Below are 15742 nucleotides of genomic sequence, written 5' to 3'. Positions count from 1 at the left end.
TCAAATCAGCCTTGCCAGAAACGCCTGTACCGCTTCATTGAATTCCGCTGGTTTCTCCGCCGGCACGTTGTGTCCGGCATCATCAATGACCACCAACTGCGACCCTGGAATACCCTGGTGCAACACCTCGGCGCTCGCCAGCGGCGTGACACTGTCGTCGCCTCCGGCAACGATCAGCGTCGGCACTGTGATCCCGCCCAGACGGGCGGTGACGTCGCACTGATTGCAGGCAAGGAGGTCGAAGTAGCGCACCCGCGGATCGGTTTTTACCTGTTCCATCCACGCTTCGCGCACGACGCTGAAATCAGCCTTGGGTGAAAACGCTTCCGTGGTAAACGGCTGCTGCGCGCGGCCGAGCATGACGTCTCTCCACGTATCGAGCGTTGCCTGCGGCAGGTCGAAGCGTGCCGCCGCTGCCACCAGAATCAACGCCCGCAGCCGCGCTGGGTACGCCAGAGCAAACTCCATGGCGATGGCGCTGCCCATGGAGCGCCCCACCAGCACGCAGGGCCGCAGGCGCAGGGCCTCCATCAGCGTCGCTAAGAAATCCCGATATGCCACAACGCTCTTGAGACCTTCCGTACCACCTGAACGTCCGTGGCCAGGAAAGTCGAAGGCCAGCGGACTATGTCGCTCCGCCAGTCCCGCCAGCTGCCGCTGCCAGGTGTTGCCGTTCGAACCCGCAGCGTGGACAAAGAGGACCAACTCGCCTCGGCTCCAATCCGGCACCACGCCAGGAAGCGTCGTGGGACCGGTGTGAAAATAGCGGATGGCGGTATCGTTGATGTACGCGTACTTCGTCGGCATGTGCGGCCTGTCAGCTCGTCTGCGAATCTCGCGAGACGGGTCTCACGACGCAGCGGTTGCGGTTATCGTAGGGGCCTATTGATGTCAAGAAAGGGAACCCGTGGCCAGAAGGTTTGATTTTCCGTTTGTATTGTCGCCGCACGCTGCGATAAGAACCGTCACAATCCCGTGTGGAAGGAGAGATTCGCCATGTTACAGCCTCGGCTTGGTGGCAAGTTTTCAGTCTCGCCTGCGCTTGTTCTTGTGCTCGCCGGAATCACTTTTATGACCGCTGCGTGCGGCGATGACTCAAGCAATGGGACTCCCGCCAACACGCCAACGCCCACCGCCACGGCGACACCCACGAGCACTCCTGTTCCGACCGCCACCGCGACACTCACCAGCACGCCCACAGCCACCGCGACCCCCGACATCCCCTTGGCGTTCCTTAAACCCGTCAGCCAGCAGCTCTCACTGACGGGGTCCGTCAGCGTGGTTCTCCAGCTGCCGTTCGGTGTCGGTCCAGGGAGTGTGGCTGTCACCCTCGACGGGAATCCGGTGACCTCGGCGCTCACCATCGCGAACGGGCAGGCCCAGGGAGCGCTACCGAACGTCGCGGCAGGGCAACATTCCCTCCAGGCCAGCGTGGGAACAGACCCACGGCACGCCGCAGTTTCATTCGAAACGGTTGCCCTCACCAACCCCGATCAGTGCGAGATCCTGAACAACGCCGAGTGCATGCTCCCGTATCCCTCCTCGCGCTTCCTCGTACCTGCCAATACGGCCACCGGCTGGCGGGTGAGTTTTCCCGCGACCGGCATGCCGGTGCAGTCGGGCAAACCGCTCTCGCCCGATCCCTACTCGATACTCGACGGCTTCAGCCCGACCGTACAGATCTTGATGCACTTCCCCGGTGGAGTGGATCCGGTCGGGTCCAATGCGTCGCGGCTGCTGCCGGAAACGAGGACGTACAACTCGCGCTCACTCGACCCGGACAGCCCGACGGTGCTCCTCGACGTGGACACGAACACACGGGTCCTCCACTTCATCGAGCCGGACGCAAACGCGACGGGCAATTTCATCCCGGCGCGCCAAGCGCTCTTTTTGCGCCCGGCGAGGAGCCTGACGCCTGGTCATCGCTACATCGTCGCCGTCCGCAACCTGGTGCACCCTGACGGCACACCGGTGACGGCGGAGCCAGCGTTTGCAGCGCTGCGCGATCAACGCCCGACGGACATTCAGGCGATCCTGTCGCGGCAGTCCCAGTTCGAGGATATCTTCAGCCACCTCACGGTCGCGGGCGTAGCACAAAGCGAACTCGTCCTGGCCTTCGACTTCGTCGTGCAGAGCGATGCGGGGCTGACCGGGCAGATGCTGTCCATGCGGGATCAGTCGTTCGCATGGCTGCAAGCGCAGAGAGAGGCGGGTGCGCAGACCTTCACCGTCGGCAACGTCATCCAAAATGACTGCTCTAAACCCGATGTCGTCGCCTGGCGCATCGTCGAAGGGACGTACCAGGTCCCGCTCTTCCTGACCTCGGACCCGGTTACGCAGCCGGTGACTCCGGGAACCTTGATCGTCGATGCGAACGGCAATCCGCTTCATAACGGCTTCACCAATCCGCCCTTCACCATCGCCATTCCGTGCAGCGTGCTCGCCGACGGCAAACCCAAGCGCCCGCTCATCATCGGTCACGGTCTCTTTGGCAGCGGCCGCGACACGGTCGAAGGCTTTGCAAACCAGGCCAGTCTCGGCGGTTTCGACTTGATCATGGGCGCCACTGACTGGCGCGGTCTTTCCGCCCCCGACGTGGAAAACTTCGCCAGCAGTTTCGTCGTCGGCCAGATCGTATTGAAGCTGAAGAACTTCCCTGCCCTGCCCGACCGACTGCGTCAGGGCCAGCTCAACACGCTGGCGTTGGCCCGCATGATGAAGACCGCCGCGTTCAACGCCGATCCTGCTTTCCAGACACCTTCGGGAGTTGGCGTGCTCGTCGGACCGCAGGAAGAGGAGTTTTATTTCGGCGCCAGCCTGGGAGGCATCATGGGCCTGATGTTCACCGCCCTCTCCCCGGACGTCGTCAACGCCAACGTTGATGTCCCTGCCATCAACTTTTCGCTGCTCCTGCAGCGATCGACAGATTTTTCCCAGTTCGATGACGCCTTGTCGCTCACCGGCCTGGCCGATCCGATGAAACGGGCACTGACGGTCGGGATCATCCACGAGCTGTGGGTACGGGGAGAGCCGGCCGGCTATGCGACTCACATCACGAGCAATCCGCTCGAAGGAACAAACGCCAAGAACATCCTGATGACGATGGCGTGGCTCGATCAGCAGGTCTCGAATGTGGCAACCGAGATCGCCGCGCGCACGTTGGGGCTGCCCAATCTGGTCGGTTCACTGCGGGCGAATATGGCGGAAATTCCCGATGAGCCCGGACCGCTGTCGTCGGCGCTGGTCATCTATGACACCGGCTCGTTCGACCTCGGCAATCCGGCGCACGGACCGTTCATCGCGCCGCTGGCGAACGAGGCCCCGACACGGAACTGCTGCGATCCGCACGGCCTCCGCGGCTACATCCCGGCCTCGATCGAGCAGCTCCGGGCGTTCCTCACACCGGGCGGCAAAATCACGAACTTCTGTACAGACGTAGATGGCGTATGCGATGCAAATCAGCCGAGCGAGATTCCCTATGGGGACGCGAAGCCGTGTGACCCGCTGGCGTGCCCCTAAACCCGTTCAGCGGCCGTACGAGCCGCCGGGGTGATCGTAGGGATCCACTCCTTCTTCCAGCTTGCGGTGGTAATTCACGTCGTCGATGCAGCGTTCGCACCGTTGCACTAAGAATCCGAGAAAGTCGCGTGTCGAAAGGATGCCGACAGGCTTGCCGCCCTGCACCACCGGCAGGTGGCGAAACTTGTTCTCCCGGAACACCCGCAGAACCGTCTGCATCGGCGCGTCCGCGTCGATGGTGACGACTTCCCGAGTGGCAACTTGACCGACATCGGTGGCGTTCGGATCCCGCTTTTGCGCCACGACACGGGTGACCAGATCGCGTTCGGAGAAAAGGCCCCACAGCTCGCCTTCTTGCACGACCAGGACGGCGCCGACGTTGTTGCTGCTCATCCGGCGGGCCACCTCGGCCACCGTCTCGAACGGGGTCGCCGTGACCATGTTCGTAACCATCCACTCGTTCGTGCGAGCCATCATTACCTCCTTGGCTCCACCGCGCGCGTCACATCAGGATTCGCGGGGTAGCAAAACCACAAATGCAGCAATCACCGCTTTATGTCAAAGCTGCGCTCGGGACCGCGCCGGCAACCTGCTCGAGCCGAGTCCGCGCGTCCGGTGCCGTCACAAACCCCAGCACGCCTACCGCGGTCAGAAGCAATCCGATCCATTGGAACAAGGTTGGCGTTTCCCCCAAGAGGAGAAAACTCGCCCCCAGCGAGAGCAGCGGGATGGACGGTACCACAATGGCCGTCGTGCGAGCGAGGTCGAGCCGGGTGATGGCCTGGTACCACAGCAGTGTCCCCACGTAACTCAGGACGAGACCCTGGATCGCCAGCAGCGGGAGCAGCCGGACGAGGTCCGGCGTGCTCGGCAGACGTGCCACGCCACCGCTCATCGCCCAATACACCGCCAGCAAGATTCCTCCGTCGATGTAGCGCGCGCCGGTCAGCACTTGGGGTGAAATGCCCACGAGATGGCGCAGGACCAGAAGATGCGACCCCTGCCAGAACAGCGGCGTTGCCAGGAGCAGCCAGATGCCACTCGACCCGCCGAATCCCCGTCCACCAACCGCGAGGATGATCCCGGCCAGCAGGATGCCGATTGCCAGCACTCGCCGCGACGTCGGCCTGTGCCCGAGAAAAAGCCACGCCGCCAGCAACGAGTAAGCGGGTTCACTTTGCAGGCAGATGACCGTCTCGATGGCGGTCGCTCGGCGTGCGCCCGAGAAAAAGAGGACGTAGGCAACGGCGGTGCCGACCGCGCCGATGGCCAGCAGGTGCGGCCCGACTCGACGCTGCACGAGCACGCGCAATTCGCCACGAGCGAGGAGAACGAGTGCGGCACAGATGGCACCAAACAGCGTCGTCGCGGTGGCCACGAAGACCGGATCGGCGACATTGGTCGTGAGCTTGGCGAATGCCGGCACGAAGGCGCCGCTCAGCGCGCACAACCCGGCGAACAGCAGACCCAAGCGCTCGACGCGTGCCGTCATCCGCGCTGCTGTACCGCATTGGCGACGATTTACAAGCGCTTCACCGGCGCGGATCTCTCACGATTGTGCAACACCGAGAGATCGTAGATGCTGGAGGCATGATGGTGGAGTTCGTTCCGGCGGCGGACGTGCGCGCGGTCATGCGCCGCATCGAAGCGGCGCGGCAACGTGCGGGCGACCGTTGCGGCCCGGCCCCACCGTCAGCGGAGGCGCGATTTTGGGAACATCTCTTCGAAACCAATGCCGCCGAAGTGCTTGCCGTACTGCCGGCAGTGCAACTGTCCTCGGGCTTCGTGGTGCGTTACCGCTTCTTCGGCAAGCGCGGACATGACCTGCTGGTACGCCCGTTTGCCACCCGGTCCGGTACCTCTGTCGAGGCGGTGCGGCGACTGCTCGACTGGCACGCGCCACCCGACTCCGCGGCATCGACCTTGGCTGGCTACCCCACCCAAGACGTCGAGTTGCTCTACCGCCACTTCTCGTTTCCACCCACCGCCGCCGGCGTGTTCGAGTACTGGCTGGCGATGCAGGAGCTGTGGGCCAGCCAACGTTGGACACATTCCCACCTGATCGCCTCGGCGGAGGAGCTGAGCCAGATCACCGCCGGCGAAGGATGGCAGATGGTGCACCCAGTGGAGACGTACGAACCGGCCGTGGTCCGCAGCGATGGCAGCGCACGTATCGCCGTGCTGGCGCAATGCCCTCTCCGCCGGTTCGAGATCACACTGCAGCAGGTCGATATCGCCGCCGACCAGTCCCTGCACTTCGCCGAGCCGATCCTGGTCGCCTCGGGCCCCCGGGGGTATCTGCTGTAACCTGGGAGTGCGGTGGCTTGCCGGCATCCACGCCGTTTGACTATGCTCGCACGCATCCCCAGGGAGGTCGATGATGAACCAGCAACGATCAGAAGATTTGGGATTTGATCCGGAGCGTCTCGAACGACTTTCCGAGGTGATTCGCAACGACATTGCAGCGGAACGCTACGACGGCTGCGAGCTGGTCGTCGGACGAAGCGGCACGGTGGCGTACCACGAACACTTCGGCTGGGCAGACCGGGCCGCCGGCCGCCAGGTGGAAAAGGACCAATCGTTCTACACCATGTCTGTCGGCAAGCAGTTTGTCGTCGTCACGCTGCTGAACCGGATCGAGCGCGGCGAAATCTCCTTCTCCACCCGGGTCGCAGACATCATCCCTGAGTTTGGGGCCCGCGGGAAAGAGCGGATCACGATCGCGCAGATGCTGACCCACACCGCGGGGATGCCCGCCATGCTGCCGCCGCTGATCACCCCTGATATGGCCGGCAATCTCGCCGCGGTCGTGGCGGTCACCTGCGCCTCGCTGCCCGAGTCCCTGCCGGGTACGCGTGTCAGTTACAGCGCCCTTGTCGCCCATGCCGTGCTGGCAGAAGTCGTCCGCCGCTTGGAGGGAAGCAGGCGTCCGTTCCGGCAGATCGTCGAGGAGGACTTGTTCCGGCCTCTCGGCATGAAGAACACCTCGCTGGGACTGCGTCGGGACCTCGCCAAGCGGGTCGCCCCGATCGTGGCCCGCGACCGCCGGCGGGGATTGTTCGATCCCGAAATGCTCGAGTTCTTCGGCGCAGCGATCACGGAAGAAGCGGAGATTCCTGCCGGTGGCTACGTCTCCACGGCGTCCGACTTGTTTCGTTTCGCCGAGATGCTGCGTCGTGGAGGAGAGCTGGACGGCGCACGCATTTTATCGCCCGCAATGATCGAGTTGGTGCAGATCAACCAGACCGGCGATCTGCCCAACAGCCTGATGGACTACACCTACGCGTTCCGCGGCTGGGAGCCTTTCCCCGCGTATCTCGGCCTCGGGTTCTTCCTGCGCGGTGAGGGTATCCACCCGACGCCGTTCGGTACGCTCGCGTCACCGGAGACCTTCGGCGGTCTCGGAGCCGGTTCTACCTGCTTCTGGATTGATCCGATACGTGACCTGTCCTACGTCTTCATGTCGAGCGGTCTGATGGAAGACTCCTACAGCATCGAGCGCCACCAGAAGTTGTCGGACCTCGTCTTCGCGGCACTGACGGACTGACAGGCAACCAACGATTCGGAGGTCAATGTGCATCTTGCAGGAAAAGTAGCAATCGTAACGGGGGCTGGATCGGGGCTCGGCCGCGCCGGGGCACTGGCGCTGGCACGTGAGGGCGCGACAGTCGTGGTCTCGGATGTGAATGTGGAGAGCGGCGCCGGTACCGTGGCGCTCATTCACGAGGCGCAGGGAGAGGCCCGTTTCATTGCCGCGGACGTCACCAAACCAGCCGAGTGCGAGCGCCTTGTCCACGACACGGTCGCCGCGTACGGGGCGTTGCACATCCTGTACAACAACGCGGGCATCGCACTGCCGTTCGACGACGGCTTCACGCCGCGAATTGATCCAGCCGTGTGGGATCGGGTGATCGCCACCAATCTCTCGAGTGTGTTCTACTGCGCCCACTACGCCATCCCCGAGATGGCGAACGCGGGCGGCGGGGCCATCATCAACACGGCGTCGTCGATGGCGCATCTGCCGCTCGGCGGACTCGACGGGTACGCCGCTTCCAAGGGCGGTGTGGCGCTGCTGACGAAATCGATGGCGGTGGGCTGCGGCGCGCTGAACATCCGCGTCAACGCCATCAGTCCGGGCTACGTCGATACGCCGATGAATGCCGTGATCTGGCAAAGCGAGGAGATGAAGGGCGCATTCGCCAAAGGGCACGCCACCGGGTTGCAGACGCCGGAGGAGATCGCCGAGGTCGTGGTATTCCTCGCCTCCGACGCCGCCCGCAGCCTCACCGGCGCGGTCCTCAACTGCGACCGGGGCTGGACCGCATTCAAGCAACCGGATCTGTTTCGCTGACGGCTGGTTTACTCGCCAAAATCCCTATGCTAGCTGGTTTCCTAGACCCCAACTCAGTCTAGGAGGTTACATGTCGGGGCATTCCAAGTGGAGCTCGATCAAGCACAAGAAGGCCATCAAGGATGCGCGGCGCGGGAAACTGTTCACCAAGCTGATCAAGGAGATCAGCGTTGCCGCACGCCTCGGTGGCAACGACATCAACGCCAATCCGCGCCTGCGTACGGCGGTAACCACCGCCCGCGAGAACAGCATGCCCAACGACAACATCGACCGGGCCATCAAGAAGGGCACGGGCGAGCTCGACGGCGTCCACTATGAAGAGGTAAATTACGAGGGCTACGGGCCGGGCGGCGCGGCCATCATGGCCAGCACGCTCACCGAGAACCGCAATCGCACCGTGTCCGATCTGCGCCGGATCTTCGACAAGCACAGCGGGAACATGGGCGCTGCCGGCTGCGTCGCGTGGATGTTTCACAAGCGCGGCGTCATTACGGTCGAGAAGACCAAGGCCGACGAAGATCGCCTCATGGAGGTCACGCTCGAAGCGGGAGCCGACGACGTGAGCGACGCCGTCGACAGCTACGAGATCCTGACGGCGCCGGAGAAGTTCGAAGCGGTAAAGGCGGCACTCGACGCGGCGAAGATCGAGCGGGCAAGCGCCGAGGTCGCGATGGTCCCCGAGAACACCGTCAGTCTGACCGGCAAGGATGCCGAGCAAACCTTGAGGCTTCTCGAAGAGCTCGAGGAGCACGACGACGTCCAAAGCGTGGCCTCGAACGTCGACATACCGCAGGAAGAGTTGGAGCGGCTCAGCGCGGCGTGAGCAGCTGGTAGTCGCTGTTTTCTCTGGTCTTTTGTTTCAGCTTGGAGGTGTGGGGTGCGGGTGTTGGGCGTGGATCCCGGAACGGTGGCCACCGGGTGGGGAGTCATTGATGAGATCGACCGGCGCCTGGTCTACGTTGCCGGCGGTGTCATCCGTGCCCACGGCCCACTGCCGCAACGGTTGGCGCGCGTCTACGAAGAAACAAAACGCATCCTGTCTGAATTCACGCCCGCCTGGGTTAGCTTGGAAAAAACCTTCGTCGGTGAAAACGTGCAAAGTGCGTTTCGTCTGGGTGAAGCGCGTGGAGCCATCCTCGTCGCCGCCGCGCAGGCGGGCGTGGCGGTGCAGGAGTACAGCCCGGCAGAAATCAAGGTGGCGGTAGCGGGGAACGGCCGCGCCGCCAAAGGCCAGATGCAAGCTATGGTGGAACGGTTGCTGACACTGGAATCGCACCCAGCCACAGACGAGGCAGACGCCCTCGGTGCCGCCATCTGCCACCTGCATACGCACAGCTTCGCCGTCCAAGTCGGTGCGCAGCCTGCGGGCCGGACGAAGCGCCGGCAACCGCGTTCCGCCTCCCTCCGGGGCTATCGGTAAGTGCGCCCATGCCGCGTTGTATCCCATCTCCTTCACGTATCTGCGTGGCGGCGCAGCCTGCCGCGCCCTCTTCGGACTCCTCGCAACGGCCAGGAAAGGAAGTTCGCCCTTCGCTTTTTGGCACACGCGGTCTACAGTAGGTTTTCATGATCGCCCAGCTCGCAGGCGCCTTGGCGTACAAGTCCCCGGAACATCTCGTCGTGGACGTGCAGGGTGTCGGATATCAGGTCTCCGTTTCCCTCAACTCGTTCTACCGCCTGCCCGAGCCGGGTGGCCGCGTCGAATTGCTGATCCACACGCACGTCCGTGAGGACGCACTGCAGCTCTACGGCTTTGTTGAGCGCGCGGAAAAAGATCTCTTCCAGCTATTGCTCGGCATCTCCGGCATCGGTCCGCGCCTGGCGTTGAACATTCTCTCCGGCATGCCCACCCACGAGCTGCAGGATGCGCTCGAGGCCGGTGACCTGGCGCGGCTGGTTGCGATCCCCGGGGTCGGCAAGAAGACCGCCGAACGACTGGTGCTGGAGCTGCGCGACAAAGTGAAGAAGGGAGTACGCGAAGGAGACAACGGGCGCCACGCCGCGGGTTTGGAAGCGGAAGCCATCTCGGCGCTAGTCAACCTCGGCTACCGCCGCAATGAAGCCGAGCACGCCGTGAAGAGCGCCTGCGCGTCGGGCGCAACCGACATCGAGTCAGTGATCCGCAGCGCTTTGAAACGAGTGGGGGCATGACGCCGGACGATGAACGGATCGTCGCCGGCCAGGCCGTGGACGAGGACCTCACCCTCGACACCACGCTGCGTCCGCCCTCGCTTGCCGAGTACATCGGCCAAGAAAGCGTGAAGGCTAACCTCCAAGTTGCCATCGATGCGGCGAAGGCACGGGGGGACAGCTTGGATCATCTGCTCCTCTATGGTCCGCCGGGATTGGGCAAGACCTCGCTGGCGCACATCATCGCGCGCGAGATGGGCGTAAATATCCGTTCGACTGCCGGACCGGTGATCGAACGCCCGGGGGATCTGGCGGCTATTCTCACCAACTTGGAGGCCGGCGATGTCCTGTTCATCGACGAGATTCACCGCCTGAGCCGCGTCATAGAGGAGATACTCTACCCCGCGATGGAGGATTACCAGATCGACGTCATCATCGGCCAAGGACCGTCGGCACGGTCGATCAAGCTCGATTTGAAGCGCTTCACACTGATCGGCGCCACCACCCGCGCCGGGTTACTCACGTCGCCGTTGCGCGACCGCTTCGGCGCCAGCTTTCGGCTGGATTTCTATAACCCCGACGAGTTGGCAACGATTCTGCGGCGCTCGGCACGTATCCTCAACGTCCCGATCGACGATCCCGGCGCCACGGAGATTGCACGTCGCGCGCGGGGCACGCCGCGCATCGCCAATCGGCTGCTCCGGCGCGTGCGAGATTTCGCTCAAGTCCGCGCTGAGGGCACCATCTCCAAGACAGTGGCGGACCAAGCACTCCGGATGCTCGAAGTGGATCACCTAGGCTTCGATAAGATGGATCGGGCGATTCTCTTGACTATCATCGACAAGTTCAGTGGGGGACCCGTGGGCCTGGAGACTCTAGCCGCGGCAGTGGGGGAGGAGGGCGACACGATCGAGGACGTGCACGAGCCGTACTTGATCAAAGAGGGCTATCTCAACCGCACTCCGAGAGGCCGCGTGGCGACGCAATTGGCCCGCTCGCACCTCGGTAAGCCGGAACCTGCCCAAGCCGAAGGTATGCAGGGCAGACTGCTGTAGCAGAACAAAATCCACGCCGTAGTTGCTCACACCGAGCGCGGAGCGACCGTGCGCATCATCAGCGCACGGCGAGCCACCGCACGGGAAAGGAAACGCCATGAAACGTAAGAGTGCCCCCCCAACCGAACGACCTGCGGCCGGAGTACGCCTTTGACTATTCGAAGGCAGTCCGCGGCAAATACTATCGACGCCTCATTCGCGAGGGCGCCAACGTCGCCGTGCTCGAGCCTGATGTTGCAGCCGCGTTTCGGGATTCTGCCGCCGTCAACGATGCGCTCCGCTCACTCCTTCAGGTCTCCGAGGAGACGCGGCGTCTCACACGGCGCTCCAGCCGACCGCGGCCACGGGGGCGCTCGGGTGGGCATGCGACGACGGACGTTGGCCGCGATGGCTGAGCACCACGACTTTAGGGTAAGCTATTTGATACTTGATGGGTGATGTCGGAAAGCTCCTGATCCTGTTCGGCGCCGTGCTGGTGATCGTCGGTGGGCTGCTGATGTTGGCAGGCAGGATTCCGTGGCTCGGTAAGCTCCCCGGCGACATCTTCTACAAAGGCGAGCACGTCACGTTCTACTTCCCCATCGTGACCTGCCTGCTCATCAGCGTGGTGCTGAGCCTGCTCTTCTACCTCTTCCGGCGCTGACATTATCCGCGACCGGAACGCCGCAGCGTGCGAGCGTTTGATTGAACTCGCGTCACCGGGTAGTTTGACCCCTTATGAAGAACAACGGATTCCTTCGTTTCCAGGGTACTCCTGGGTACATCGCCTCCGGTCCGCTCGTCGATGCGGTCAACTGCGCCATCGCGCTGGAGCGGCCGCTGCTGCTCAAAGGTGAACCCGGGACCGGCAAGACCGTGTTAGCCATGCACGTCGCCGAAGGGCTCGGCATGCCCATGCTGTCATGGCACATCAAATCGACCACCAAGGCGGCCGACGGCCTCTACCTCTACGACACCGTACAGCGCCTGAACGACAGCCGCTTCGGCACCGGCAACGTCTCGGACATCGGCCGCTACATCAAGCTCGGGCCGCTCGGTCAGGCATTCGCGGCACAAGAACGCCACGTGCTCCTCATCGATGAGATCGACAAGGCGGACCTTGAGTTCCCCAACGACCTGCTGCGCGAGCTCGACGAGATGCGCTTCTCGATCCTCGAAACCAGCGAGGAGATCAGCGCGCGCCATCGTCCGGTGGTGATGATCACGTCGAACAACGAAAAGGAGCTACCCGACGCCTTTTTGCGGCGTTGCATCTTTCATTACATCGAGTTCCCCGACCCGAGGCTGATGCGCCAGATCCTTGCGGTGCACCACCCGCACCTCGACGCCAATCTCCTCGATCAGGTGCTGATCAAGTTCTACTGGCTGCGCGAGCAAAATGATCTGCGCAAGAAACCCTCCACCTCCGAGCTCATCGACTGGATCAGCGCGCTGCTGCGCTCCGGCATCAGCATGGACAAAATCGAGGCACACATCCCCTTCGTCGGCGCGTTGCTGAAGAAGGAGCAGGACGTCGACGCGCTCACGCAGTACGATGCTAAGGGCGGGCACTACCCGAAGAGCTGGCAGGACCTGGGGCCGCGGTACAATCAGTAGCGGGTGCACAGGAACTGCTTGGTCGAAACTTCGAAAGGTGCTACTCACGAGAACATGCAGCGCGTGATCCGGGCCGTTTACGAGAACGGGGTACTGAAGCCGCTTGAGCGAGTGCGGATGAGCGAGCGAAAGGTCTGTCTCCTCTCGATCTATCCCGAAGCGGAGTGGCGGAAGGATTTCAAGGCTCTACTCAATCGCGTCCATCGGCGGACACGACGCCACGCTTCGGCGGATATCGAGGCAGAGATCACCGCGGCGCGTGCGGAAGTGAAAGCCAAGCGTCGTGAAGCCCGTCGTTCTGCTTGACACGAACGTTTGGGTTTCGGCCCCTCCCTTCTCCACCACCCGCCGGGTCCGAGTGGATCGCGGCGTATCGCCACTGGGCTCGTGGGCGATAAAGTCAATCACCCACACACCAGGGAATCCTGCGCGAACCCAAGCCTGGAAGGTCAACTGCACGGATACCAAGTTAAGGCGTGGAGGCTCGCTCTCGAGTGCACCGGCTTCTACCTTTGGGCTTGAAATACTGGCGCCCACTGTGGGATAGCATGTCGCAACTAGATCAGCTTTGGGCGAACTCGGTTTTGGAAAGGCGACGCTTTGTCACGACCGAGTCGTGGAAAGGAAAAAGCCAATGAGGAGAAATCTTATCTTGTCTCTGGCCGTAATCGTGCTCGCTGCGCTCGGCCTGTCGGGGACCGCATACAGCCAGGACCATGAGCCGGGACCGCCGCAGGTCATCCACCGGGTCAATCCGTACGGGATGGGCCTGAGCGTCCCTGCCGGTTCAACCGCCTCCAGTAGCAACCCGATCAGCTATCATGGCGGGCCGGTCGTCACGACACCGGTGATCTACCTCATCTGGTACGGGAACTGGGCGCAGTCCAACGGCTCGGACACTCTCAGCGGGCAGCAAATCGTCCGCGACTTTGCCGCCTCCATCGGTAACTCGCCGTACTTCAACCTCAACACGAGCTACACGAACCAGAGCTACAACGCCGTCGTCAGCGGTGGCGTGTCGTTCACCGCATCTTTCAACCAGTACACCGACGGCTACTCCAGAGGAAGCCGGCTGCGGGATTCTGATGTCCAGCGGATTGTGATCAGCGCGATCACCAAACAGTGGGGAGGGCATGCCGACCCGAATGGCGTGTATTTTGTGCTCACCTCCTCTGACGTCAGCGAGCAATCTGGTTTCTGCACCAGATATTGCGGCTGGCACACGGCAGCGACATCGTCGCTCGGGCGCATCCGCTACTCGTTCGTGGGCAACGCCAATCGCTGTCTCAACGCGTGTGCCATCCAGAGCGTCGGACCCAACGGTAACGCCGGCGTCGATGCCATGATCTCGGTCGTTGCGCACGAGTTGGAAGAGACCACCACCGACCCCGACCTGAATGCGTGGTACGACAGTAGTGGCGCGGAGAACGCCGACAAGTGCGCCTGGACGTTCGGGCATTCCCAATACCTGGCCAACGGCGCCTGGGCCAACCTGCCCCTGGGAACGCGCAACTATCTGATCCAGAGAAATCTGGACCACAACCTGAGCGGACCGAATGGAGTTGGCGATTACTGCATGATGGACGCGACGCACAACTGAGCGCCGGGCGCGGGGCACCGGGGCAGCCGGTGCCCTGCGCGGAATAGATCGCGGCGATGCGCTACGGGCAGGTGACGTCGGCGCAAGTGGCCCCGGCCGTTGGCGTCGTCCCACCTGCCGCCGTGCAATTCGAGGCCGTCAGTATCTCGCACGTACCCGGCTGACCTGCCGGGCTCGACGGCACACAGCAGGCGACTGGCGTGGCGCAGCCACTGCACACGCTGCCGGTGCCGGAACTGTAGCCGCCATTCGCGGTGCACCCCGCTGCGTCATGCGCGACCCGGGGTCCGCTGAGCACGGTGCAGTCCGCGTCCGTGCTGCATGTTACCGCGGAGTTGTTGCTGCACGTACCGATGGTGCTACCGGTCGGGATAGTGCAGGTGCCGGTGCCGGCAACCTTACAGCAGAGTACCGCGTTCGCTTTGCCGCACGTGGAGCGGGCCGAGCAACTTGCGATCGTCTTCTGTGTGTCGGGAGTCAGGCAGCCTTGGCGCCGCAGAGCGTTGCGGAAGCGGACCACGCAGCTCTGATGCTGTCCGTGGTTCTTCCACGTCCCACCTTGGGTCGGCCCGCTGCACGGACAGGCCGCGTCGAGTGCGGCACCGACATCGGACGGGCAGGCGGCACGCGCCGACGCCACCATGAAAGGCACTGTCAGAATCGACAGGCCCAGAATCACAACGCCAAAGATCCTTTTCATACACACCTCCTGCTTTGCGCTCGCGTTTCCCTCATGATCCTCCGCACGGACGACGGCGTCAATCGCAATTTTCTTTGTCGGTCACGACCAGCGTGTAGGTGCGGGTGAGCAGCGGCGACCAGTTGCTCGGCCTCGAGGCGCAACGTGCGGCCCTCAAGCGCTGGTGCGCAACGCACTGTCAGCTTGGTGATTCTTGTCGGGTGCAACTGCCCAACCGCTGCCCACAACCCCGCGATCAAGCGCGAGGATGATCGGGCACGCCGGCCCGGCCAGTTCGTCCTGAGCGGCTCCGAGTTTTTTCCCCTTCCAATTCGCGGCCAGCGGCATCTGTGAAGCCGGTCCGTCTTGCTGGCGGCCGCGAGGCAACGACATCACTTCTTCGCGGATTTTCTGCGCTTCCCGGAGGCGGTCGATCGGCTCAGGGGCTCACTTGCGTGACTACGTGAGCCAGCCTTGCTGCTTCTCGCAGGCGCGGCCTCGCTCTTCTTTCCCGCCTGCGTCTTCCTGAGCCTGGACTTTGCCTTCTTGTCGGGCGCCTCGGTCTCAGGCGGCGCGTCTCGATCCATCTCCAACCCGAAGATCTCGGCCAGGTCGCCGCCGTCAAGGACCTTCTCCGCGGCAGGTCCTTTCTTGGCCAGCGGCAGGCCCGTGCCGGCGCTGGCGATCAGTTCCTTCTCGTCCACTTCGCGCAGCTTGAAGAGCAGCTCGGGCTGCTCGTCGAGCCGGGCGCCGATGCCGTAGAGCACCGCCGCGACGTGCTTGCACATCGACGCCCAGTCCGGGCAGCTGCA

General features: G+C 63.3%; 18 protein-coding genes. 13 read left to right on the top strand and 5 right to left on the bottom strand.

What is annotated here, in order from left to right; translation table 11 throughout:
- Entirely contained in the window at positions 1 to 807 is an 807-nt protein-coding gene (locus VF515_03355) for an alpha/beta hydrolase (GenBank protein HEX7406669.1), read from the bottom strand.
- Between the two features lie 264 nt (positions 808 to 1071).
- Between VF515_03355 and VF515_03350 the strand changes: the two genes are divergently transcribed.
- Positions 1072 to 3519 (top strand): Ig-like domain-containing protein, encoded by a 2448-nt coding sequence (locus VF515_03350; GenBank protein HEX7406668.1) that lies wholly within the window; start codon positions 1072 to 1074, stop codon positions 3517 to 3519.
- A gap of 6 nt (positions 3520 to 3525) precedes the next feature.
- Here VF515_03350 and VF515_03345 read toward each other — a convergent pair whose 3' ends face one another.
- Together VF515_03345 and VF515_03340 are read right to left on the bottom strand one after the other, a co-directional pair.
- On the bottom strand, positions 3526 to 3996 hold the full coding sequence (locus VF515_03345; protein HEX7406667.1) for a CBS domain-containing protein: 471 nt from the start codon (positions 3994 to 3996) through the stop codon (positions 3526 to 3528).
- A gap of 76 nt (positions 3997 to 4072) precedes the next feature.
- Positions 4073 to 5011, bottom strand: a complete 939-nt coding sequence (locus VF515_03340) for a DMT family transporter (protein ID HEX7406666.1) — start codon at positions 5009 to 5011, stop codon at positions 4073 to 4075.
- A 98-nt stretch (positions 5012 to 5109) separates the two neighbouring features.
- On the opposite strand from VF515_03340, the gene VF515_03335 reads away from it, so the two are divergent.
- From VF515_03335 to VF515_03280, 12 genes are all read left to right on the top strand, one after another.
- Entirely contained in the window at positions 5110 to 5826 is a 717-nt protein-coding gene (locus VF515_03335; GenBank protein ID HEX7406665.1) for a hypothetical protein, read from the top strand.
- Between the two features lie 70 nt (positions 5827 to 5896).
- Positions 5897 to 7066 carry a serine hydrolase domain-containing protein gene (locus VF515_03330; protein ID HEX7406664.1) on the top strand — a complete coding sequence of 390 codons (1170 nt, stop codon included), beginning with the start codon at positions 5897 to 5899 and terminating at the stop codon, positions 7064 to 7066.
- Positions 7067 to 7093: 27 nt separating this feature from the next.
- Positions 7094 to 7870: an SDR family NAD(P)-dependent oxidoreductase gene (locus VF515_03325; GenBank protein ID HEX7406663.1), complete on the top strand. Its 777-nt coding sequence runs from the start codon at positions 7094 to 7096 to the stop codon at positions 7868 to 7870.
- A gap of 70 nt (positions 7871 to 7940) precedes the next feature.
- Complete coding sequence (locus VF515_03320) at positions 7941 to 8693, top strand: YebC/PmpR family DNA-binding transcriptional regulator (protein ID HEX7406662.1); 753 nt, start codon at positions 7941 to 7943, stop codon at positions 8691 to 8693.
- 54 nt (positions 8694 to 8747) lie between these two features.
- The gene (ruvC, locus tag VF515_03315) at positions 8748 to 9290 is read left to right on the top strand and encodes a crossover junction endodeoxyribonuclease RuvC (protein ID HEX7406661.1); all 543 of its coding nucleotides are present in this window, start codon (positions 8748 to 8750) and stop codon (positions 9288 to 9290) included.
- 146 nt (positions 9291 to 9436) lie between these two features.
- Positions 9437 to 10021 (top strand): Holliday junction branch migration protein RuvA, encoded by a 585-nt coding sequence (ruvA, locus tag VF515_03310; GenBank protein ID HEX7406660.1) that lies wholly within the window; start codon positions 9437 to 9439, stop codon positions 10019 to 10021.
- A complete protein-coding gene (ruvB, locus tag VF515_03305) occupies positions 10018 to 11055 on the top strand; it encodes a Holliday junction branch migration DNA helicase RuvB (GenBank protein HEX7406659.1) in 1038 nt (345 codons plus the stop codon). The genes ruvA and ruvB overlap by 4 nt, the downstream gene beginning before the upstream one ends.
- Before the next feature lie 110 nt (positions 11056 to 11165).
- Complete coding sequence (locus tag VF515_03300) at positions 11166 to 11450, top strand: hypothetical protein (protein ID HEX7406658.1); 285 nt, start codon at positions 11166 to 11168, stop codon at positions 11448 to 11450.
- A 35-nt stretch (positions 11451 to 11485) separates the two neighbouring features.
- Positions 11486 to 11698 carry a DUF2905 domain-containing protein gene (locus VF515_03295; protein HEX7406657.1) on the top strand — a complete coding sequence of 71 codons (213 nt, stop codon included), beginning with the start codon at positions 11486 to 11488 and terminating at the stop codon, positions 11696 to 11698.
- A gap of 74 nt (positions 11699 to 11772) precedes the next feature.
- A complete protein-coding gene (locus VF515_03290) occupies positions 11773 to 12651 on the top strand; it encodes a MoxR family ATPase (GenBank protein ID HEX7406656.1) in 879 nt (292 codons plus the stop codon).
- Positions 12652 to 12705: 54 nt separating this feature from the next.
- Positions 12706 to 12957, top strand: coding sequence for an antitoxin family protein (locus VF515_03285; GenBank protein HEX7406655.1), 252 nt, complete (start codon positions 12706 to 12708; stop codon positions 12955 to 12957).
- A gap of 328 nt (positions 12958 to 13285) precedes the next feature.
- Positions 13286 to 14251, top strand: coding sequence for a hypothetical protein (locus tag VF515_03280; GenBank protein HEX7406654.1), 966 nt, complete (start codon positions 13286 to 13288; stop codon positions 14249 to 14251).
- Between the two features lie 61 nt (positions 14252 to 14312).
- Here VF515_03280 and VF515_03275 read toward each other — a convergent pair whose 3' ends face one another.
- Both VF515_03275 and VF515_03270 read right to left on the bottom strand, forming a co-directional pair.
- Positions 14313 to 14951, bottom strand: coding sequence for a hypothetical protein (locus tag VF515_03275; GenBank protein ID HEX7406653.1), 639 nt, complete (start codon positions 14949 to 14951; stop codon positions 14313 to 14315).
- A gap of 371 nt (positions 14952 to 15322) precedes the next feature.
- On the bottom strand, positions 15323 to 15742 hold a 420-nt coding region (locus tag VF515_03270; protein ID HEX7406652.1), incomplete at its 5' end, for a hypothetical protein.

Source organism: Candidatus Binatia bacterium (genome assembly GCA_036382395.1).
GTDB lineage: Bacteria > Desulfobacterota > Binatia > HRBIN30 > HRBIN30 > JAGDMS01.
Note: the sequence above shows the minus strand (reverse complement) of the source record. Positions and strands in the feature narration are given on the sequence as shown.

Coding starts and splice junctions, on each gene's coding strand:
- VF515_03355 (HEX7406669.1), bottom strand. CDS start 807: ATGCCGACGAAGTACGCGTACATCAACGATACCGCCATCCGCTATTTT.
- VF515_03350 (HEX7406668.1), top strand. CDS start 1,072: ATGACCGCTGCGTGCGGCGATGACTCAAGCAATGGGACTCCCGCCAAC.
- VF515_03345 (HEX7406667.1), bottom strand. CDS start 3,996: ATGATGGCTCGCACGAACGAGTGGATGGTTACGAACATGGTCACGGCG.
- VF515_03340 (HEX7406666.1), bottom strand. CDS start 5,011: ATGACGGCACGCGTCGAGCGCTTGGGTCTGCTGTTCGCCGGGTTGTGC.
- VF515_03335 (HEX7406665.1), top strand. CDS start 5,110: ATGATGGTGGAGTTCGTTCCGGCGGCGGACGTGCGCGCGGTCATGCGC.
- VF515_03330 (HEX7406664.1), top strand. CDS start 5,897: ATGATGAACCAGCAACGATCAGAAGATTTGGGATTTGATCCGGAGCGT.
- VF515_03320 (HEX7406662.1), top strand. CDS start 7,941: ATGTCGGGGCATTCCAAGTGGAGCTCGATCAAGCACAAGAAGGCCATC.
- ruvA (HEX7406660.1), top strand. CDS start 9,437: ATGATCGCCCAGCTCGCAGGCGCCTTGGCGTACAAGTCCCCGGAACAT.
- ruvB (HEX7406659.1), top strand. CDS start 10,018: ATGACGCCGGACGATGAACGGATCGTCGCCGGCCAGGCCGTGGACGAG.
- VF515_03295 (HEX7406657.1), top strand. CDS start 11,486: ATGGGTGATGTCGGAAAGCTCCTGATCCTGTTCGGCGCCGTGCTGGTG.
- VF515_03290 (HEX7406656.1), top strand. CDS start 11,773: ATGAAGAACAACGGATTCCTTCGTTTCCAGGGTACTCCTGGGTACATC.
- VF515_03285 (HEX7406655.1), top strand. CDS start 12,706: ATGCAGCGCGTGATCCGGGCCGTTTACGAGAACGGGGTACTGAAGCCG.
- VF515_03280 (HEX7406654.1), top strand. CDS start 13,286: ATGAGGAGAAATCTTATCTTGTCTCTGGCCGTAATCGTGCTCGCTGCG.
- VF515_03275 (HEX7406653.1), bottom strand. CDS start 14,951: ATGAAAAGGATCTTTGGCGTTGTGATTCTGGGCCTGTCGATTCTGACA.